Here is a 20849-nt window from a genome sequence, read left to right as displayed (position 1 = left end):
GATGATCATGGAAATGAGCCGCACGGCGAGTCCCGCCCGCGCCGCGAAGCGCACCAGAGTCCGCTACACGGTTCTACTGCTGGTCTTTATCATCACGACGTTCAATTACGCGGACCGCGCAACGCTCTCCGTGACCGGCTCCGCGATGCGCGCCGAGTTCGGCTTCGACGCGATCAGGATGGGATACATCTTCTCCGCGTTCAGTTGGGCGTACGTTCTGTCGCAACTGCCGGCCGGCTTGCTGCTCGACCGGTTCGGCGCGCGGCGCGTCTACGCAGCGAGCATTTTCCTGTGGTCGTTGTTTACGCTGCTGCAAAGCTCGATCGGTTTGCTGGGAAGTGCCGCCGCCGCTGTCACGGCGCTGTTCGTGCTGCGCTTCGCCATGGGCGCCGCCGAATCGCCGGCGTTTCCCGCCAATGCCAAGGTCGTCGCCAGCTGGTTCCCGACGACCGAACGCGGAACGGCATCAGCCATTTTCAATTCGGCCCAATACTTCGCAGCGGTTATTTTCACGCCGCTGATGGCCTGGCTCACTCACGCATTCGGCTGGCATCAGGTCTACATCGTGATGGGTGTGGCCGGGTTCATACTTGCCCTCACCTGGCTGAAGGTGATGAAAAATCCCGCCGACCACCCACGCGTCTCGCGCGCCGAACTGGACCACATCGAACAGGGCGGCGGCGTGGTCAATGGACACAAGAGGGCGCAACCCGCCGACGCCGCCAATGCCGGGGGCTGGTTTCTCGTACGTCAGTTGCTGACCAATCGCATGCTGCTCGGTGTCTATCTCGCCCAGTACTGCATCAACGTGCTGACCTACTTCTTCCTGACCTGGTTTCCGATCTACCTCGTGCAGGCTCGCGGCATGACGATTCTGCAGGCAGGCCTTGTGGCATCGCTGCCCGCCATCTGCGGATTCTCCGGCGGCGTACTAGGCGGCATCCTGTCCGACGCGCTGATCCGGCGCGGCCATTCGCTCACGATCGCGCGCAAGGCGCCGATTGTCGGCGGCATGCTGCTGTCGGTGAGCATCATCGGCTGCAACTACGTGACCGCCGACTGGCTCGTCGTCGCGCTCATGTCACTCGCATTCTTCGGCAAAGGGCTCGGAGCGCTCGGCTGGGCTGTCGTCGCCGATACGTCGCCCAAAGAAGCCCTCGGTCTTTCGGGCGCCATCTTCAACATGTTCGGCAACGTTGCCGGCATCGTGACGCCCATCGTGATCGGCTATCTCGTCGCGAAGACCGGATCGTTCAATGGCGCGCTGGTTTTCGTGGGTGTGAATGCATTGCTCACCGTGTTCAGTTACCTCGTGATCGTGAAAGACATCAAACGGGTCGAGTTGCGCCGGCAGTAGCACGCAGCCGGCGCGTGCGATGCCAGGCGCCGGCGTCGAAAATGATCGCGCGCTTGTATAATCAGTCGTCAGACAACGCTATAATGAAACGCAGAGAGTGTCTGCAACTATTTGATTTGAGGGGCGTTTTCGATGGCTACACCAATGGCTTCCGCAGCACCGCCGCGACGCGCTCGTAATCTCGCCGAGTTTGTCGTCAGCTACGTGACCGAACAGATTGCGTCCAACGCCTTGAAGCCAGGCGACAAACTACCGACGGAATCGCAGTTGATGGTCACGCTGAGCGTGAGCCGCACCGTCATCCGCGAGGCCATTTCGCGCTTGCAGGCGGGCAAGATCATCGAGACGCGGCACGGCATCGGCAGTTTCGTGCTGGAACCGCCGCGCGAAAAACTGGGTATCGACATGGTGCCGGCCACCACCTTGCGCGACGTCCTGTCGATACTCGAACTGCGCATCAGCCTCGAAACGGAATGCGCGGGTCTGGCAGCGCAACGCGCCAAACCAGATGACCTCGCACGCATGCGCGCCGCACTCGACGCCATTGAGGCGACCCGCCGCAATGGGCGCGACAGCGTCGATGCCGACCTCCAGTTCCATATCTCCGTGGCTCGCGCAACCGGTAACCGGTATTTCGTCGACATCCTCACGCAGATGGGCAGCGCGCTCATTCCGCGTAACCGGCTCGACTCGGCGGGAATCGCGCATGCGGACCCGGACTCTTACCTGTCGCTCGTGAACCTCGAACACGAAAGCATCCTCGAGGCAATCACACGACACGATGCGGAAGGCGCACGCGCGGCGATGCGCATGCACCTGTCCAATAGCCGCGAGCGGCTGAGGCGCGCCAACGAAGCGGCTGAAGCGAACAGCTGATTCGAACTGTCGCCGCTCAAGAAAAATGGCCGGAATCCCCGGCCATTTTTTTATCCAACTCGCTGCTTAGCTGCGCGTCATCTCGCCATCGCGGCGACGCCACAAGTCCAGCGGATTGCTGTCTGCCAACGGCTCGGGCAACAGGTCGGCCGGGAAATCCTGATAACACACCGGACGCAGGAAGCGTTCGATGGATGTCGTACCGACCGACGTGGCACGGCTATCGGATGTGGCCGGGAACGGACCGCCATGCACCATCGCGTGCGAAACCTCGACACCCGTCGGGAAACCGTTGACCAGAATCCGCCCGGCTTTGCGCTCGAGGATCGGGACCAGCTTTTTCGCCGTCGACAGATCGCCGCTGTCCATCTGCACCGTGGCGGTGAGCTGGCCGGCAAAATGCTCGGCCACCGCCAGCATGTCCTGTTCGTCCTTACAGCGCACGATGGTCGACGCGGGGCCGAAGACTTCGTCTTCCAGCTCGGGCGTCTCGAGGAACGTTTGAGCGTCGGCCACGAACAGTGCGGCGCGCGCTTGCGTCGGGCCCGTAGTGTCAATGCCGCGCGCAACCGCCTCGACGCCCATGGTAGCCGCCAGCTTGCCTTCACCCTCTTCATAGGCGGCATGAATGCCGGCGGTGAGCATGGTTTGCGCAGGCTTGGCATTCAGTGCGTCGGACGCCGTTGCAACGAAGCCTTTAAGCGCATCGCTGTCGACGGCAATCGCGAGGCCCGGGTTGGTACAGAACTGTCCTGCGCCAAGCACGAGCGAATCGACAAAGCCACGCGCGATACTCTCGCCACGCGAGGAAAGTGCGTTCGGCAGAAGGAAAACCGGATTGATGCTGCTCATTTCGGCGTAGACCGGAATCGGCTCGGCACGAGCGGCTGCAACGCGCATCAAGGAGGTGCCACCGGCGCGCGAACCCGTAAAGCCCACCGCCTTGATCGCCGGATGCGCGACCAGCGCTTCGCCGACCGAATTGCCGGCGCCGACGATCATCGAGAAGACGCCCTCCGGCAAGCTCATTTCCAGCGCGACGCGCTGAATCACACGGCCGACCATCTCCGACGTGCCGAGGTGAGCCCGATGCGCCTTCACCACCACCGGGCAACCGGCGGCAAGTGCCGCGGCCGTATCGCCACCCGCCACCGAACACGCGAGCGGAAAATTGCTGGCCCCGAACACTGCGACCGGGCCCAGCGGAATCTTTTGCATACGCAGGTCCGAGCGCGGTAGTGGCTTGCGCTCCGGCAACGGCGAATCGAGCGTTGCAGCGAGCCATTGCCCCGCCCGTACGACTTGCGCAAACAGCTTGAGTTGCCCGGTCGTACGACCACGCTCGCCTTCGAGACGCGCCTTCGGCAAACCGGACTCTTCGTGCGCGCGCTGGATCAATGTGTCACCGAGCGCCGTGATGCCGTCGGCGATGCGCTCGAGAAACTCGGCGCGCACCGTGAGCGGCAGTTGCCGGTAAGGGTCGAACGCTTTCTGCGCGAGGTCGCAGGCGAGATCCACATTCGCTACCGTGCCCGAACCGAAGACCGGCTCGGCGATCTCGGCGCCCGTGGTGGGATTGAACGCACGCAAAGGTTTTTCGTCGCCACGTACCGCCTTGCGGCCAATCAGCATTTCGCCGGTGATAGACATTTCGCTTCCTTGGATGACTGCGCTTGATATCTGTCATCCTATAACATAAGCAACACACGCCGCAACCTGTCTCGCGCGCACTTTGAGTAGATTCGGGTTTACGCGCCTGCCGCGCAAATCCCGCAGAGTGCTAATCTTGATAAAGACGTACGACGACCTATAACATATAATCGCAACAGACGTCGGTGCTTGTCCCCATCAATCGCAGTTTGAGGAACACAGCCATGACAGCCGCAACGCCGTATCAGCCCTTACCCAATACCTTTCGCCGCGCAGTCTGCGGCGGCGAAACCCTGATTGGTTGCTGGGCCTCGCTAGCGAGTCCGATCACCACTGAACTGCTCGGCATCATCGGCTTCGACTGGTTGCTGCTAGATGCCGAGCATGCGCCAAACGACGTGCTGACTTTGATCCCCCAACTGATGGCGCTCAAGGACAGCCCGAGCGCGCCCGTCGTCCGGCCGCCTGCCAATGACAGCGTCTTCATCAAGCGACTGCTCGACAGCGGTTTTTCGAACTTCCTCGTGCCGTTTGTCGACAGCGCCGAGGACGCGGCCCGCGCCGTCTCGGCGACCCGCTACCCACCGCAGGGAATTCGCGGCGTCTCGGTGAGCCAACGGGGCAATCGCTACGCGAGCGTGCCGAACTACTTCGACATCGCTAACGACAACGTCTGCGTCATCGTCCAGATTGAAAGCCGCAAAGCGGTCGAGGCGATCGACGAGATCCTTGCCGTCGACGGAGTCGATGCCGTTTTCGTCGGACCATCCGATCTCGCCGCCGCTTACGGCCACATCGGCAATGCCAGCCATCCCGACGTGCAACAGGCGATCGCGCGCGTGTTCGAACGTGCGCAGGCCGCCGGCAAGGCAAGCGGAATCCTCGCGCCCGTTCAGGCGGATGCGGAGCGCTATATCTCGATGGGCTGCCGCGTAGTCGCGGTCTGCGCGGACATGGGACTGCTGAAAGGCGCGGCGCAGGCGGTTCAAAAACACTTCATGCAGAAATGAGCGGGCCGACTACCAACGCCGCCATGACATCCCCGGAGAACATCATGCAAAAAGCAGGCTTTATCGGACTCGGCATTATGGGCAAGCCCATGGCCGCCAACCTCCTTAAGAACGGCGTCACTCTCGCCGCGTTTACGCGCAGCGGCATACCGGATGATCTCAAGCAGGCAGGCGCAATTGCATGCGATAGCCCGGCAGCGGTTGCAGAGCAAGCCGACGTGATCTTCATCATGGTGCCCGACACGCCGGACGTCGAGCGTGTTCTGTTCGGCGAACAGGGACTCGCCGGCGCGTTGCACGCGGGGCAGACCGTCGTCGACATGAGTTCGATTTCGCCGATGGCCACCCGGGACTTCGCCGCACGTGTGCGCGAACGCGGCGCGGAGTATCTGGACGCGCCGGTTTCAGGCGGCGAGGTCGGTGCAAAAGCCGGTTCGTTGACGATCATGGTCGGCGGCACGACAACTGCCTTCGACAACGTCAAGCCGCTGTTCGACATGATGGGCAAGAACGTCACGCTGATCGGCGATGTCGGCGCCGGACAGGTGTGTAAAGTGGCCAACCAGGTCATCGTCGCGGCGACGATCGAGGCGGTCGGCGAGGCCCTGCTGCTCGCCTCCAAGGCAGGTGTCGATCCGGCGCGCGTGCGCGAAGCGCTGATGGGTGGTTTTGCATCCTCGCGCATCCTCGAAGTGCACGGCGAGCGGATGACGAAACGCACGTTCGACCCGGGGTTCCGGATCGAACTCCACCAGAAGGATCTGAATCTCGCGCTCTCCACGGCGCAAGCGCTCGGCGTTTCCTTGCCCAACACCGCCACCTGCCAGGCGCTCTTTAACGCATGCGTCGCGCACGGCGGCAAGGCATGGGACCACTCCGCGATGGTGCGCGCGCTCGAAATACTCGCCAATCACGAAATCGGTCAGCAGACTGCTTAAGACAGCCGGCTAGTTTTGCGTCGCCGCCCCGCTATGTTGTGGTGCACATAGCGGGGCGGTTCGACTATCACCGCACCGAACTGAACAGGAACACGCATGCCCTACATCATCGAAACGTTCGACAAACCCGGTCACGCCGACGTCCGCACGCGCGAGCGCGACGCGCATCTGGCATTTCTGGAAAAGAACAAGGCACTGCTGCTAGCCTGCGGCGCGAAGCTGAACGAAGACGACAGCGGCGCGGGCGGTGGCGTCTACATCGTCGATCTGGAAACGCGTGAAGAAGCCGAGCGCTTCATTGCCGGCGATCCGTTTTCACTGGTCGATCTCTTCGAACGGGTGACGATCACGCGCTGGCGCAATGCGTATTTCGACGGCGAGTGCTGTTTGTAAGCGCAGGCTCGCCCGTCCCATTCACACAGTCTTCAGCATGCCGCCATCGACAAAATAGGTCGAACCGACGCTGTAACTCGCGCGCTCCGAACATAGAAACACAATGAAGCTCGCGAGTTCGGCCGGCGTGGCGAAGCGGCGGATCGGCGCGTGCTCGTCGGCGACCTGTTGCAGGTGCCCCTCCCAATCGCCGCCCGAGCCTTGCGTCAATTCCTTCGCCGTTTTGATCCAGTCGGGCGTCAGCACAAGGCCCGGGTTGATCGTGTTGACGCGGATGTTGTCCTTGATGAGTTCATTGGCCAGATTCTTCGACAACATCATCAGGGCCGCTTTCGTAACGTTGTAGATCGGCTCGTAACCCAGCGGCTGCGTTGCGCAAATCGACGCGTTGTTCAGAATCGCCCCACCGCCGCGCGCTTTCATCAACGGCACGAGACCGCGCGCGAGACGCACGGCGGCCATCACGTGCAAATCCCAGTAGGCCTGCCATTTGGCGTCGGGCGCGTCCATGATGGTCTCGTTGCTGCCCGTGCCCGCGTTGTTGAAGAGGATGTCCGCGCCACCGAAATGCGTGCGTGCCGCCGCCACGAGCGTGTCGACGCCCTCGACGGTGGCGACATCGCAGGCAACCGGTAGCGCCTGCACGCCGAAGGTCTGGGCAATACCGGCCGCGGCTTTCGCCAGCCGGTCCTCGGTGCGCGCGGCGAGCAGCAGGTTGGCGCCTTCCGCAGCGAATGCCTCCGCGACCGCCAGTCCAATGCCGATGCTCGCTCCCGTCAAGACCGCCACCTTGCCGCGCAGATTCAGGTCCATTGTCTCGTCTCCCGTCGTTAGTCGATAGATGGAAGCTTGACTGTACAGCGCATTGGCATAACGCAACGTAAAGCGACGTGACGACCGTGCTTATGCAAGCGAGACGTGCTGGGACGAAATGACGGCAGAGGGGAAACCAGACAAGACGGCCGCGCGATGAAGACGTGCGCCGGTGCGATGCGAGAACATGACAGTAGACGAAAGCTGGGCTGCTTCCGTCTACGTCACATATGCGTTGGTAGGCTCGATTGGATTCGAACCAACGACCCCCACCATGTCAAGGTGGTGCTCTAACCAACTGAGCTACGAGCCTTTAGAGGCGCGAATTATAGAGACTCTGCACGCGCAGCACAAGCCTTCGTTCTTACTCGCTGACGTGTGTCTTGTTCAACGCGGTTGCGACCATTCGGTCCGCGCATCCAACGGATAGACCGGCCGCTTCACATGCTCGAACGCGAAGAGTCCGAAGTCTGAACTCGTCACGCCGCGGCTATCGCACTCCACCAGCGCCGCGGCGATCGGCACGAAAACCGGCCGGCAATACATACGCGACTTGAGCAAGAGAAAACGCGCGCGGCGCGGATCGATACCGACGCTCTCGAACACACCGAGATCCCACGGTTCGTGCGTACGTTCGGTCATCACGAGTTTCACCGTGCCGGTGTCGAGCACCGCCGCGCGTCCCATGAATGCGCGCTGGCCTGTGTAGGTCGGACCGCTGATCACGTATTCGCCGTCGGTCAGCGCGCGCACTACGCCGGTCACGGCGACCGGCAGCTTTGGCGTCACCGCTTTGCCGGAGACCTTGTTGCCGATCGTCACCGTCACCGTGCTGCCGACACCCGCCGCCATCAGTGCCGCGACCGCTTGCGGGTCGCACAACGGTCCACTTACGACGCCTTCGAGATTCTGCTTCAGCGCTTCCTCGAGCAGGTCCATCGTGTCGCACGTGCCGCCCGACATGCAGTTGTCGCCGTGATCGAGCATCAACACCGGCTTGTCCGCCCCCCGCGCGAGCGCTGCCGCCTGCGCGACCGACTCCGCGAGCGGTGCGCTGCGGTAAACGAAATCTTCGCGTTCGTTCCAGATCTGCCGCGCGATGCGCTCGGCCACCGCTTCCGCCTTCGCGCGATCACCATTTCCCACGACGACGACACTGATGCACGGCGCCTCGATATCGGCGAGCGAGAAACCGGACAGCACCGACACCGCGAGCATGCCATCGGCCTCGGCCGCACGCGCGGCGTCGACGGCGCGTTTCATCGCGCCTTCGGCTGTCGCACTGCGCAGCGTATGCGTGAGCAGCGGCGGCTGACGCCATGCGATCACCGGCTTCGCCTTGCCATGAACCAGATCGAACATCAGACACGCCGCATGCGCGCCGGTTTCATACATATCGACGTGCGGATAGGTCTTGAAGCTGACGATCACATCGGCGTTGTCGATCATTTTCTGCGTGACGTTGCCGTGCAGATCGAGCGCGACTGCGATCGGTGCGTTGGGCAACGCGGCGCGCACGCGCTCGAGAAGATCGCCCTCGCCGTCGTTCGAATTCTCCGCGACCATCGCACCGTGCAGATCGAGCATTACTGCGTCGCAGCCCGTGGCTGCAACAACGATCGCGTTGCAGATCGTGTCGTATGCGGCGGCGGCGACCGGACCGCTCGGATTCGCCGATGCGGAAATCGGCGTCACGATTTCCGCTTTCTCACGCTCGGCTGCGTCGATGAACGCAGCCATTGCCGTCTGCATGCCCTTGTTCTCTTTGAACGCGTCTTCGCCGTATCTCGGGCCGTTGCGTCCGAATGCTGTGAGCGGCGTATCGACCGGCGAGAACGTGTTGGTCTCGTGGTTCATCCTTGCGATCAGGATTTTCATACCTTTGCGCTCCCTGCCGTTTGCGCGGCATTCAGCATTGCTCTCAGCAACACGTTGCAACCGGCTTCCAGATGGTCGGCACGCGCATCCTCGATTTCGTTGTGACTGATCCCGTCTTTGCACGGCACGAAAATCATCGCCGCCGGCGCGACTCGCGCGAGATAAACGGCATCATGACCTGCACCGCTGATGACGTCCATCGACGAAAAACCGAGCGCGTCCGCACTGCGGGCGCGGTGCCGCATCTGACGGAACAGGATTTTAACGCTCTCGAAGCGAGCATTGCGTGTTGCGACCGGCCGGCTTCGGCGCATGGTGAGCAGCACATCATGCGGCAACGTCAGGAGGACGTAAATTTCCACGACATCCTCGCTGCGGCGAATCCGAACCCGTTCCTGCGCTTCAGTTGCGAGTTGATCAACGAGATGATCCGGCAACTGATCGAGTTTCGTAACGATACGCCGCAAGCAGAACACGAGCGTTTCGGTCAGGCCAACGTGAAGATCCACAAGGCAATCACGAAAGCGGCACGAGAACGCGATGTGGAGAAAGTGCGTGAGTTGATGGTCGTTCACATGACTGAAGCGCCACGCTATGTGAAGCGGATGAAGGGAAAACTGCGCGGCCGGCTGATCCTCGATTCGGAGATTCGCCGGCGTGTGCGAGCGCGCAGCGTTGCGCCAGTGGATGAGACGGGTGAGGAGTAACCACGTACGCACACGGATCTGTTGGCGCGGCTCGCGAACGCCGACGTGTTTCCGCTGATAGTCAAATTACCCGATTTGACTATCCAGCAGCTCTGGCAGAGCCCGGTATCACAACGATGCAGGACACCGATGGTTCAGAGGGCTTGCTAACGAAACGCCGCGCCAAGCCGTGCGCAAAGCGAAGGTTGTCGAGCATGTGGATTGACGAAACGCGGGCGTCTGTTTGAGCTGGGGCGGGGCGAGAGGGCAGTTGGGCAGGAGAATCGAGCTATCGCCGGGCGACGTACGCCGAAGGGCTCAACCTTTTACCGCGCGCGCCGTTATTGCATCTGCAAAGGCACAAACAGTGGACCTTCATGGCACAAGCTATTCCGTTTTCCCGTCACACCGGTGCTGCGCGTGCGCGGCATGCAAAGGTGATGCTGTTGCCGATCGCCCGGCAGACCGCCGATGAGCTCGCGCTGCGTGTCCATCTGGCGCTCGACGCGTTGCGGCGCGGCGTCGGCGGCGTGACCGATGCGCAGACGCTCACGCAAGTCATGCTGCTAACCGGTTTTCTGGCTGAATCTGGCTTCGGCTCCGCGACCAGCGAGCAACTCGGGGCGGCCGAGCGTGCGGTGTCGGCGGTTTTCGATATCGGCCGCGAGACTGGCGAGTGGCGACTGGATAGCGCAGCATTCGAACTGTTCGCAGCAATCGCGACGAATTATGACCAGCAACTGCACCGTGCGCCGCTTTGGGCGATCACCGATGCCAGTGAACGGCTCGATCGCTTTACCGCGGGTATGTCGCACCAGATGCCGGTACGGAGACGGGCTTAATTTACGTGAAAGAGATGTAAGGCGACGATGTATGTATGCTTTCCTGCCGCGCTACCGATGCGGGGGTTACCTGGGGCGAGCGGGTTGACCGGTTTGACGGCCACGAGCTGATGGTTTTTTTCGCCGTAAACGCAGAAACCCCACCTTTTCGGGGTGGGGTTTCTGGTGCTGCAGGGGAGCCTGACGATTACCTACTTTCACACGGGAATCCGCACTATCATCGGCGTGGAGTCGTTTCACGGTCCTGTTCGGGATGGGAAGGGGTGGGACCGACTCGCTATGGTCATCAGGCATGACTTGTTGCCGTACTGCCCTGGGGCAATACCGCCAATCTGGAAGAAGTAGCTGAGAGGATGTCTCTCGGTAATGCGTTGGGCTGTGTTGTTTCCGGCACAACACTGATCTCAACCTGTGTGTTCTGGAGACCCTGCGCGTGGCGCAGGGTGGGGCATCCATAAGTGCCAAAGCACTAACGGCTGCCGACACACACCTGTTATAGGATCAAGCCTTACGGGCAATTAGTATCAGTTAGCTTAACGCATTACTGCGCTTCCACACCTGACCTATCAACGTCCTGGTCTTGAACGACCCTTCAAGGGGCTCGAAGCCCCGGGGATATCTCATCTTAAGGCGAGTTTCCCGCTTAGATGCTTTCAGCGGTTATCTCTTCCGAACATAGCTACCCGGCGATGCCACTGGCGTGACAACCGGTACACCAGAGGTTCGTCCACTCCGGTCCTCTCGTACTAGGAGCAGCCCCCTTCAAATATCCAGCGCCCACGGCAGATAGGGACCAAACTGTCTCACGACGTTTTAAACCCAGCTCACGTACCTCTTTAAATGGCGAACAGCCATACCCTTGGGACCGGCTACAGCCCCAGGATGAGATGAGCCGACATCGAGGTGCCAAACACCGCCGTCGATATGAACTCTTGGGCGGTATCAGCCTGTTATCCCCAGAGTACCTTTTATCCGTTGAGCGATGGCCCTTCCATACAGAACCACCGGATCACTATGACCTGCTTTCGCACCTGCTCGACTTGTCGGTCTCGCAGTTAAGCACGCTTATGCCATTGCACTATCAGCACGATTTCCGACCGTACCTAGCGTACCTTCGTACTCCTCCGTTACACTTTGGGAGGAGACCGCCCCAGTCAAACTGCCTACCATGCACTGTCCCCGACCCGGATCACGGGCCAAGGTTAGAACCTCAAACAAACCAGGGTGGTATTTCAAGGACGGCTCCACGCAGACTGGCGTCCACGCTTCACAGCCTCCCACCTATCCTACACAGACCGGTTCAAAGTCCAATGCAAAGCTACAGTAAAGGTTCATGGGGTCTTTCCGTCTAGCCGCGGGGAGATTGCATCATCACAAACACTTCAACTTCGCTGAGTCTCGGGAGGAGACAGTGTGGCCATCGTTACGCCATTCGTGCAGGTCGGAACTTACCCGACAAGGAATTTCGCTACCTTAGGACCGTTATAGTTACGGCCGCCGTTTACCGGGACTTCAATCAAGAGCTTGCACCCCATCATTTAATCTTCCGGCACCGGGCAGGCGTCACACCCTATACGTCCACTTTCGTGTTTGCAGAGTGCTGTGTTTTTATTAAACAGTCGCAGCCACCAGTTTATTGCAACCCCTTCGCCCTTCTGGCGCAGGCCAGTCAAGCTACAGGGGCGTACCTTATCCCGAAGTTACGGTACCAATTTGCCGAGTTCCTTCTCCCGAGTTCTCTCAAGCGCCTTAGAATACTCATCTCGCCCACCTGTGTCGGTTTGCGGTACGGTCTTGTTAAACTGAAGCTTAGAGGCTTTTCTTGGAACCACTTCCAGTTGCTTCGTGACCTGGATCACTCGTCCCATGCCCTTGAATTGCGCGCCCGGATTTGCCAAAGCGCCTTCTCCAACACAGGAACCGGGACTTCCAACACCCGGACAACCTTCCGCGATCCGTCCCCCCATCGCATTTAACAATGGTGCAGGAATATTAACCTGCTTCCCATCAGCTACGCATTTCTGCCTCGCCTTAGGGGCCGACTCACCCTACGCCGATGAACGTTGCGTAGGAAACCTTGGGCTTACGGCGAGGGGGCCTTTCACCCCCTTTATCGCTACTCATGTCAGCATTCGCACTTCCGATACCTCCAGCGCACTTTTCAATGCACCTTCGCAGGCTTACGGAACGCTCTCCTACCATGCACATTACTGTGCATCCGCAGCTTCGGTATATTGCTTAGCCCCGTTACATCTTCCGCGCAGGACGACTCGATCAGTGAGCTATTACGCTTTCTTTAAAGGATGGCTGCTTCTAAGCCAACCTCCTGACTGTTTTAGCCTTCCCACTTCGTTTCCCACTTAGCAATATTTGGGGACCTTAGCTGGCGGTCTGGGTTGTTTCCCTCTTGACACCGGACGTTAGCACCCGATGTCTGTCTCCCGTGATTGCACTCTTCGGTATTCGGAGTTTGCTATGGCGTAGTAATCCGCAATGGACCCCACAACCATGACAGTGCTCTACCCCCGAAGGTGATACACGAGGCACTACCTAAATAGTTTTCGGAGAGAACCAGCTATTTCCAGGTTTGTTTAGCCTTTCACCCCTATCCACAGCTCATCCCCTAACTTTTCAACGTTAGTGGGTTCGGACCTCCAGTACGTGTTACCGCACCTTCATCCTGGCCATGGATAGATCACCTGGTTTCGGGTCTACACCCAGCGACTGAACGCCCTGTTCGGACTCGCTTTCGCTACGCCTGCCCTAATCGGTTAAGCTTGCCACTGAATGTAAGTCGCTGACCCATTATACAAAAGGTACGCCGTCACCCCTTGCGAGGCTCCGACTGTTTGTATGCATGCGGTTTCAGGATCTGTTTCACTCCCCTCCCGGGGTTCTTTTCGCCTTTCCCTCACGGTACTGGTTCACTATCGGTCGATCACGAGTATTTAGCCTTGGAGGATGGTCCCCCCATCTTCAGACAGGATTTCACGTGTCCCGCCCTACTTGTCGTACACCCAGTTCTTCCTCGCTGTTTTCGTCTACAGGGCTATCACCTGCTATGGCGGCACTTTCCAGAGCCTTCGACTAACAATGAAGATAAAGAGTACAGGCTGGTCCCATTTCGCTCGCCACTACTCTGGGAATCTCGGTTGATTTCTTTTCCTGCGGTTACTTAGATGTTTCAGTTCACCGCGTTCGCTTCGCATAGCCTATGTATTCAGCTACGGATACTCCATACGGAGTGGGTTTCCCCATTCGGATATCGGTGGATCAAAGCTCGTTTGCCAGCTCCCCACCGCTTTTCGCAGGCTACCGCGTCCTTCATCGCCTGTGATCGCCAAGGCATCCACCACATGCACTTGTTCGCTTGACCCTATAACGGGTGTGTCTCTGCCACGCTTGCGCATGACTTCATCACATCGTTACAGGTTGAGTATTCGTGTTGCGCCGTATTCCAAAGCAATCTTTCGATTACCTTTTCATACATTGATACAATCACAACCCTGATTCACCTACTCACACACCCATCTCTAAGTATGCTTTCGTGAATCTCTTTACTACTTCTTCCTGATTGTTAAAGAACGACAGCCGATATAAAGCTCTGCTTCATATCACTCTGACTGGCTCAATCGCCAATGCATAAAGCTCGGTTAGCACCGAACGCTAGGCATTGAGGATTGGTGGAGGATGACGGGATCGAACCGACGACCCCCTGCTTGCAAAGCAGGTGCTCTCCCAGCTGAGCTAATCCCCCAGTCATACACAGACATCGCTATCTGTACCTGATACCCCAGGGGTTTTAGCGATTAGCGCAGCCACCGCAGAAACAGTGGTGGGTCTGGATGGATTCGAACCATCGACCCCCGCCTTATCAAGACGGTGCTCTAACCGACTGAGCTACAGACCCCTGAGTCTGTCTTTTTCACAGCCGATAAGCGTGAGCGCTCAACGTTTGACACGTTAGCTCGAGAAAGGAGGTGATCCAGCCGCACCTTCCGATACGGCTACCTTGTTACGACTTCACCCCAGTCATGAATCCTACCGTGGTGACCGTCCTCCTTGCGGTTAGACTAGCCACTTCTGGTAAAACCCACTCCCATGGTGTGACGGGCGGTGTGTACAAGACCCGGGAACGTATTCACCGCGGCATGCTGATCCGCGATTACTAGCGATTCCAGCTTCACGCACTCGAGTTGCAGAGTGCGATCCGGACTACGATCGGTTTTCTGGGATTGGCTCCCCCTCACGGGTTGGCGACCCTCTGTTCCGACCATTGTATGACGTGTGAAGCCCTACCCATAAGGGCCATGAGGACTTGACGTCATCCCCACCTTCCTCCGGTTTGTCACCGGCAGTCTCCCTGGAGTGCTCTTGCGTAGCAACTAGGGACAAGGGTTGCGCTCGTTGCGGGACTTAACCCAACATCTCACGACACGAGCTGACGACAGCCATGCAGCACCTGTGTTATGGCTCCCTTTCGGGCACTCCCACCTCTCGGCAGGATTCCATACATGTCAAGGGTAGGTAAGGTTTTTCGCGTTGCATCGAATTAATCCACATCATCCACCGCTTGTGCGGGTCCCCGTCAATTCCTTTGAGTTTTAATCTTGCGACCGTACTCCCCAGGCGGTCAACTTCACGCGTTAGCTACGTTACCAAGTCAATGAAGACCCGACAACTAGTTGACATCGTTTAGGGCGTGGACTACCAGGGTATCTAATCCTGTTTGCTCCCCACGCTTTCGTGCATGAGCGTCAGTATTGGCCCAGGGGGCTGCCTTCGCCATCGGTATTCCTCCACATCTCTACGCATTTCACTGCTACACGTGGAATTCTACCCCCCTCTGCCATACTCTAGCCCGCCAGTCACAAATGCAGTTCCCAGGTTAAGCCCGGGGATTTCACATCTGTCTTAGCGGACCGCCTGCGCACGCTTTACGCCCAGTAATTCCGATTAACGCTTGCACCCTACGTATTACCGCGGCTGCTGGCACGTAGTTAGCCGGTGCTTATTCTTCCGGTACCGTCATCCCCCCGGGGTATTAACCCAGAGGTTTTCTTTCCGGACAAAAGTGCTTTACAACCCGAAGGCCTTCTTCACACACGCGGCATTGCTGGATCAGGCTTGCGCCCATTGTCCAAAATTCCCCACTGCTGCCTCCCGTAGGAGTCTGGGCCGTGTCTCAGTCCCAGTGTGGCTGGTCGTCCTCTCAGACCAGCTACAGATCGTCGCCTTGGTAGGCCTTTACCCCACCAACTAGCTAATCTGCCATCGGCCGCCCCTGTAGCGGGAGGTCCGAAGATCCCCCCCTTTCCTCCGTAGAGCGTATGCGGTATTAATCCGGCTTTCGCCGGGCTATCCCCCACTACAGGACACGTTCCGATGTATTACTCACCCGTTCGCCACTCGCCACCAGGATTGCTCCCGTGCTGCCGTTCGACTTGCATGTGTAAGGCATGCCGCCAGCGTTCAATCTGAGCCAGGATCAAACTCTTCAGTTCAAACCTGTTACTGTTTTTCGGTTGTTTTACCAACCGGTCGCTCACTCAACGTACTGACGAATGATCCTCCTGCCGGCGTGAATCCACCCCAGCAGGAAAACCTTTCCTTGATACTAGTGTGAGACTTGATACTTTCGCTTGTCGACAGACCCCGAAGAATCCATCAGCGCGTCGCGCATCAAGCGCCCACACTTATCGGCTGTTAATTTTTAAAGATCGAGTGCGCATTCACCACCAAACCGCCACCGCGCGTCGTCAACCTCACAACCACCCGGCACCGCTTCGTTCTGCGTCGCTGCATCAGCAGCAGAGAAACGAGATTATGGAGAATGACCGACATGTCGTCAACCCCCTTTTGTGAATTTTCTTTTGGGTAAGTGCGAATCGACGCTAAAAGTTGCGTCCCCTACATATAGCAGGACTGTCTACAGCGATCGCATCCTGTGAGGACGAACGAGTTCATCTATAGTGAGGGACCAGTCCTTGCACGTGACGTACTGATGATGCGGCCCTCAGACAAGCACCTGCCCGACACTTGCACAGACCGCAAACGAGTCCACCATAGGCGCGTGCACGAATTGATGTGCTCACAATGCGCGCAATGGCGCAAGCTCGTATATAATGCGAGCCGCGCGAATTTCGCGCATTTCTATCGGCCCGCTTCGCGCGGGCTCATCTTTTTTGCTCCCCAGAGCACAGCCAAACAACCGCGTTGAGTCACTCAGGTGATGTTGAGCCATGCTCGAAACGCCTGACGGTCGCGTCTTGCGTCTCATAGCGAAGCCTCTAGAGGAGAATACGTGAACCCTTTTGATCGCGAAGATTCGCAACACGAAACGGGCGGATACGCCGCCAAGGCACCTGCAGGCCGTACCGGCAAAGGCAAGAGCGCGGGCAAGGCGATCCCCGTCGCGGCCGAGTTGCCGCCGCAACAAGCCGAAGAACGCCAGCGGCAGATGCGCGCGCTGATCCAGTTGGGCAAGGAGCAAGGCTACCTGACCCACGCTCAGATCAACGATCACCTGCCCGACAACTTCGCGCAAACCGCGGCGATCGACAGCATCGTCAGCGCCTTCAACGACATGGGCGTGCAGGTCTACGAGCAGGCCCCTGATGCGGAAACCCTGCTGCTGAACTCGAACACCCCCGCCGTGGTGTCGGACGATCAGGCAGACGAGGAAACCGAAGTCGCGTTGTCGACGGTCGACTCCGAATTCGGCCGTACGACCGATCCGGTGCGCATGTACATGCGCGAGATGGGCGCGACCGAGCTGCTGACCCGTGCGGGCGAGATCGCGATTGCAAAGCGCATCGAAGACGGCCTGCACGAAATGGTGCAGGCGATCGCCGCTTGCCCGCTCGCGATCTCCGCAATTCTGGCCAGCGCCCAACAGGTCGTGGACGGCGAGCTTCGCATCGACGAACTGGTCGACGGTTTGAATGAAGATACGGCGGCAGCGGAAGTAGACACGAGCGCGGACGCAGTGGCCGACGTCGACACTGAAACCAGCGATGACGAAGACAGCGATAGCGACGACGACATTGCCCCGGCCGATTCCTCGGCGGCGGACGAAGCGCGTCTGAAGCAACTGACTAGCGATTGCCTCGAGATCTTCACGCGGGTTGGCATCCTGTATGACCAGATGAACGCGTCGCACACGCGTGGCGATGTCACCTCGAAAGCTTATCTGCGTGCCCGCGAGGAGATTCAGCAGAACCTCGCAAAGATTCGCTTCACTGCGCGCACCATCGACCGACTGTGCGGCGACGTGCAGCACCAGGTCGCGCAGGTGCGCGAAATCGAGCGCCGCATTCTGCAAATCGTCGTGACGAAGAGCGGCATGCCGCGCGAGCAGTTCATCGAATCGTTCAAGGGTCACGAAGCCGACCTCGGCTGGACAGAGCGCGCAGCGCGCGGGTCGTCGTCGTTCGGTGCAGCACTCGAGCGCAATCTGCCGGCCATTCAGTCGGAACAGCAAAAACTGATCGACATCGAAGCAACGGTTTCGCTGCCGCTCAAGCATCTGAAAGAGATCAATCGTCAGATGGTCGCGGCTGAATCGAAGATGCGCAAAGCCAAGAGCGAGATGATCGAGGCGAATCTGCGCCTCGTGATCTCGATCGCGAAGAAGTACGTGAATCGCGGCATGCTCTTCCTCGACTTGATCCAGGAAGGCAACATCGGTTTGATGAAGGCGGTCGACAAGTTTGAATATCGGCGCGGCTGGAAGTTTTCGACGTATGCGACGTGGTGGGTTCGCCAGGCCGTGACGCGTTCGCTCGCCGATCAGGCGCGCACGATTCGCGTGCCGGTGCACATGATCGAAACGATCAACAAGCTCAACCGCATTTCGCGCGAGATTTTGCAGCAGACCGGTCAGGAAGCGCATCCTTCCGTGCTGGCTGAACGCATGGAACTGTCGGAAGAGAAAGTGCGCGGCATTCTGAAGATTGCCAAGCAGCCGGTTTCGATGGAGACGCCGGTGGGTGACGACGGTGACGCTACGCTCGGCGACATGATCGAAGATTCGGCGGCATCCTCGCCGGCCGACGCGGCGATGCAGGCCGACTTGCGTGCCGCGATCGACGACGCGCTCGACTCGCTGTCGCCGCGCGAAGCGAAGGTGCTGCGCATGCGCTACGGCATCAACACGAAATCGGACCATACGCTCGAAGAAGTCGGCAAACAGTTCGACGTCACGCGCGAGCGGATTCGCCAGATCGAAAGCAAGGCAATGCGTAAGCTGATGCATCCGAGCCGCGCCGATCGCCTGAAGTCGTTCCTCGACCGCTAAGCAGGCAATTGCGTTTGTCGTGCGCCATGCACGGCAAGCGCAGGCCACGAATCTCATTCGCGAGCCGCATTTCACACCCATATCTCACACCGACCGTGTCGACAGTGATTGTCGACACGGTCCGGCCGCTTGCCAAGGTGTCTGTGTGCCTACGGCACACAGACAACAACCACCGGAAGGGCAAAAAGAATCAACCTCCCTTTCTTCGCGTATTCTCATCAACAAAGCCGTCTAACGGGAACACACGCACCACGGTAAAACCAAAATCCCCAACCAATAGGAGCATCCGAATTGGTAGAGTTTCCGTCTTCGGCGGTTTCAACCTGGGGCGCCGCAGTCGTATTCCTGAACGTCCTGTTGACACGCCTCGGCGTGCCGATCCCCGCGGTCCCAATGCTATTGTTCGCGGGCTCGGCGATCGCCGCCGGCTCGCTGCCTTTCTGGCCAGTCTTCGTCGCCGCCGTCCTCGGTGCGCTCATCGGCGATGGCGCATGGTTCACGGCGGGCCGCATCTACGGCCGCAAATTGATCTTCGCGCTTAGCCGGCTGTCGCCCGCCATCGATTCGAAGCTCGGCAAAGCACGCTCGCTATTCGAGCGCTTCGGCGTTCCGCTCGTGTCGATCTCGAAGTTCGTCCCCGGGCTCGGGCTCATCACCCCGCCGTTGATGGGCACGACAGCAGTCGATGCACGCATCTACGCAGCGTGGGACATCGCCGGAGTGACGGCGTGGGCCACCTTCTGGCTACTCGGCGGCGCCGCGGCAGAACGGCAGTTGCATATGCTGCTGGCGTTCGTCAGAGCACGCGACGGCACGGTCATCGATATCCTGCTGGCAGCAGCGTTGGCGTACCTTGCGTTTCGTCTGCTGCAACGGCGCCGCGAGCGTCGGCGGTTCGTACCCGCCACACCCGATGCAGATTTGGAAGCAACACCCGCCGGATGGCGCCGCATCGCACCGCCCATGGTCCTGGATGCGCGTCCGGAGGCGCCGACGCATGAAGCGCCGTGCCGCATCCCCGGCGCGCTGGCGCTCGATCCGCACTCGCCCGAACAAATCGACGGCGCGCTGCTCGTCTATGACACCGTCATTTACTGCATCTGCCCGGACAGCGCGACCGCCGTCGACGTCACGGAACGGATGCGCCGCAACGGCTACACGCGGATTCGCGCACTAAAAGGCGGCCTGGACGCGTGGCAACGGCGCGGCTTTCCCGTCGAGCCGCTATCGCCCGTTGGCGATCCGACGACCGGCACACGCGTCGCGAAGCTACCCGGCGACACGCGCGGCGCAGTCACGCTGCGCGGACTCGCTCCACGGCGCAACGAAAGCGCCTGAACACGCGACGCAGCAACGCCGGGCCATCGAATCCGGCGCCGCCGCTCACGACGGCGAGTCCTGCGCCATCGATACGGCGACGAGCGTACCGGCCACGCCGGTGAAAAACGGGGAGTTACCCACGTAACGCGACACGCAGCCTCCATAGCCGCGCAATACCTTGCGCAACCTTCGATGCAGCGAAAGCGTTTGACGTGGCACGTGCACATCGCCTCCTTCGCAAATGAATCGCCTGGCGAATCAGGTCCGGGCGCATCGCGAGATATTGTTCTTCCAGCCCTTTTGCTCAAGCGCGCGCGGCGCCAACCCGTTGCCTCACAACTTGCGCAGCAGCCCCGCAGCCGGCCGCAGCCGGCGCTTGCGTTCCCTCTCGAACCAATGAAGCACCGCATCGGTATCGCCCGAGCCAGCCAGCAAGGCTGCGTTGTCACGCAGCAACATCTCGCTCGCGACAACATCGTTCAGCGTACCGAAACGTTTCTGAATCTGCTTAAGCAGTTTAAGAGTACGTTTGTGGCCCCCGTGCAGAACCAGCCCGAAAAATTCGAGCAGATAGCGCAGTTTTTTCCCGGCCTTTCTGACGTCATGAAACGATGTGTAATTGGAGCGCTTTGCGTGAGACACGCGCAGTTGGTGCTGCGCTTCAGGCGACGCTTCCTCGCGCACTGCGGCTGCGTATTCGATGGCGTGAGCGACCAGCGGCGCCGCATACGACGCGAACGCCGCCTCCGCGGAGAGCTGTTCGCCGGCCGGCTGGTTATCCGCGGCG

Annotated in this window: 13 protein-coding genes, 3 tRNA genes, 3 rRNA genes and 2 pseudogenes; 9 read left to right on the top strand and 12 right to left on the bottom strand. The window is 59.6% G+C overall.

From position 1 onward, the window contains the following. Positions 1-7 precede the first annotated feature (7 nt). A complete protein-coding gene (locus WN982_RS23020; protein ID WP_341317990.1) occupies positions 8-1357 on the top strand; it encodes an MFS transporter in 1350 nt (449 codons plus the stop codon). Between the two features lie 132 nt (positions 1358-1489). Beyond that, positions 1490-2233 carry a FadR/GntR family transcriptional regulator gene (locus WN982_RS23015; protein WP_341317989.1) on the top strand — a complete coding sequence of 248 codons (744 nt, stop codon included), beginning with the start codon at positions 1490-1492 and terminating at the stop codon, positions 2231-2233. 66 nt (positions 2234-2299) lie between these two features. Here WN982_RS23015 and WN982_RS23010 read toward each other — a convergent pair whose 3' ends face one another. Continuing rightward, on the bottom strand, positions 2300-3883 hold the full coding sequence (locus tag WN982_RS23010) for an aldehyde dehydrogenase (NADP(+)) (protein WP_341317988.1): 1584 nt from the start codon (positions 3881-3883) through the stop codon (positions 2300-2302). Between the two features lie 224 nt (positions 3884-4107). Here WN982_RS23010 and garL point away from each other — a divergent pair, with 224 nt between their 5' ends. The 3 genes from garL (at position 4108) to WN982_RS22995 (ending at position 6224) form a co-directional block, all read left to right on the top strand. Beyond that, on the top strand, positions 4108-4893 hold the full coding sequence (garL, locus tag WN982_RS23005; RefSeq protein WP_341317987.1) for a 2-dehydro-3-deoxyglucarate aldolase: 786 nt from the start codon (positions 4108-4110) through the stop codon (positions 4891-4893). Positions 4894-4937: 44 nt separating this feature from the next. Next, positions 4938-5831: a 2-hydroxy-3-oxopropionate reductase gene (locus WN982_RS23000; protein WP_341317986.1), complete on the top strand. Its 894-nt coding sequence runs from the start codon at positions 4938-4940 to the stop codon at positions 5829-5831. Between the two features lie 96 nt (positions 5832-5927). Then, positions 5928-6224: a YciI family protein gene (locus tag WN982_RS22995; protein ID WP_341317985.1), complete on the top strand. Its 297-nt coding sequence runs from the start codon at positions 5928-5930 to the stop codon at positions 6222-6224. 21 nt (positions 6225-6245) lie between these two features. Here the strand turns inward: WN982_RS22995 and WN982_RS22990 are convergent, their stop codons facing one another. From WN982_RS22990 to WN982_RS22975, 4 genes and pseudogenes are all read right to left on the bottom strand, one after another. Further along, positions 6246-7037, bottom strand: a complete 792-nt coding sequence (locus WN982_RS22990) for an SDR family oxidoreductase (RefSeq protein WP_341317984.1) — start codon at positions 7035-7037, stop codon at positions 6246-6248. 236 nt (positions 7038-7273) lie between these two features. Then, a tRNA-Val gene (locus WN982_RS22985) sits at positions 7274-7350 on the bottom strand. Between the two features lie 74 nt (positions 7351-7424). Continuing rightward, positions 7425-8915 carry a M81 family metallopeptidase gene (locus WN982_RS22980; protein ID WP_341317983.1) on the bottom strand — a complete coding sequence of 497 codons (1491 nt, stop codon included), beginning with the start codon at positions 8913-8915 and terminating at the stop codon, positions 7425-7427. Beyond that, a pseudogene (locus WN982_RS22975) lies at positions 8912-9139 on the bottom strand (M20/M25/M40 family metallo-hydrolase); the annotation flags it as partial. The pseudogene WN982_RS22975 and the gene WN982_RS22980, both read right to left, overlap by 4 nt. 3 nt (positions 9140-9142) lie before the next feature. Between WN982_RS22975 and WN982_RS22970 the strand changes: the two are divergent. Together WN982_RS22970 and WN982_RS22965 are read left to right on the top strand one after the other, a co-directional pair. Continuing rightward, a pseudogene (locus WN982_RS22970) lies at positions 9143-9622 on the top strand (FCD domain-containing protein); the annotation flags it as partial. Positions 9623-9978: 356 nt separating this feature from the next. Further along, complete coding sequence (locus WN982_RS22965) at positions 9979-10443, top strand: hypothetical protein (protein ID WP_341317982.1); 465 nt, start codon at positions 9979-9981, stop codon at positions 10441-10443. A 178-nt stretch (positions 10444-10621) separates the two neighbouring features. Here WN982_RS22965 and rrf read toward each other — a convergent pair. The 5 genes from rrf to WN982_RS22940 form a co-directional block, all read right to left on the bottom strand. Then, a 5S ribosomal RNA gene (gene rrf, locus WN982_RS22960) occupies positions 10622-10734 on the bottom strand. Between the two features lie 206 nt (positions 10735-10940). Beyond that, positions 10941-13819, bottom strand: a 23S ribosomal RNA gene (locus WN982_RS22955). 305 nt (positions 13820-14124) lie between these two features. After that, a tRNA-Ala gene (locus tag WN982_RS22950) sits at positions 14125-14200 on the bottom strand. 76 nt (positions 14201-14276) lie between these two features. Further along, a tRNA-Ile gene (locus WN982_RS22945) sits at positions 14277-14353 on the bottom strand. A gap of 63 nt (positions 14354-14416) precedes the next feature. Continuing rightward, positions 14417-15947, bottom strand: a 16S ribosomal RNA gene (locus tag WN982_RS22940). The 16S, 23S and 5S rRNA genes sit together here with 2 tRNA genes alongside, the layout of an rRNA operon. A gap of 800 nt (positions 15948-16747) precedes the next feature. Between WN982_RS22940 and rpoD the strand changes: the two genes are divergently transcribed. After that, complete coding sequence (gene rpoD / locus WN982_RS22935) at positions 16748-18742, top strand: RNA polymerase sigma factor RpoD (protein ID WP_341317981.1); 1995 nt, start codon at positions 16748-16750, stop codon at positions 18740-18742. 291 nt (positions 18743-19033) lie between these two features. Further along, complete coding sequence (locus tag WN982_RS22930) at positions 19034-20080, top strand: VTT domain-containing protein (RefSeq protein ID WP_341317980.1); 1047 nt, start codon at positions 19034-19036, stop codon at positions 20078-20080. Between the two features lie 45 nt (positions 20081-20125). Here the strand turns inward: WN982_RS22930 and WN982_RS22925 are convergent, their stop codons facing one another. Together WN982_RS22925 and WN982_RS22920 are read right to left on the bottom strand one after the other, a co-directional pair. Next, positions 20126-20281, bottom strand: coding sequence for a hypothetical protein (locus WN982_RS22925; RefSeq protein WP_341317979.1), 156 nt, complete (start codon positions 20279-20281; stop codon positions 20126-20128). 114 nt (positions 20282-20395) lie between these two features. Then, positions 20396-20746, bottom strand: a complete 351-nt coding sequence (locus tag WN982_RS22920; protein ID WP_341317978.1) for a CHAD domain-containing protein — start codon at positions 20744-20746, stop codon at positions 20396-20398. Positions 20747-20849: the final 103 nt, after the last annotated feature.

Source organism: Paraburkholderia sp. IMGN_8, assembly GCF_038050405.1.
GTDB lineage: Bacteria > Pseudomonadota > Gammaproteobacteria > Burkholderiales > Burkholderiaceae > Paraburkholderia.
The sequence above is the reverse complement of the archived record's forward strand: the minus strand, read 5'-3'. Positions and strand labels throughout refer to the sequence as shown.

Bases quoted from the DNA above. Each gene is read 5' to 3' on its own strand.
- WN982_RS23020 (WP_341317990.1), top strand. From the start codon at position 8: ATGGAAATGAGCCGCACGGCGAGTCCCGCCCGCGCCGCGAAGCGCACC.
- WN982_RS23015 (WP_341317989.1), top strand. From the start codon at position 1,490: ATGGCTACACCAATGGCTTCCGCAGCACCGCCGCGACGCGCTCGTAAT.
- WN982_RS23010 (WP_341317988.1), bottom strand. From the start codon at position 3,883: ATGTCTATCACCGGCGAAATGCTGATTGGCCGCAAGGCGGTACGTGGC.
- garL (WP_341317987.1), top strand. From the start codon at position 4,108: ATGACAGCCGCAACGCCGTATCAGCCCTTACCCAATACCTTTCGCCGC.
- WN982_RS23000 (WP_341317986.1), top strand. From the start codon at position 4,938: ATGCAAAAAGCAGGCTTTATCGGACTCGGCATTATGGGCAAGCCCATG.
- WN982_RS22995 (WP_341317985.1), top strand. From the start codon at position 5,928: ATGCCCTACATCATCGAAACGTTCGACAAACCCGGTCACGCCGACGTC.
- WN982_RS22990 (WP_341317984.1), bottom strand. From the start codon at position 7,037: ATGGACCTGAATCTGCGCGGCAAGGTGGCGGTCTTGACGGGAGCGAGC.
- WN982_RS22980 (WP_341317983.1), bottom strand. From the start codon at position 8,915: ATGAAAATCCTGATCGCAAGGATGAACCACGAGACCAACACGTTCTCG.
- WN982_RS22965 (WP_341317982.1), top strand. From the start codon at position 9,979: ATGGCACAAGCTATTCCGTTTTCCCGTCACACCGGTGCTGCGCGTGCG.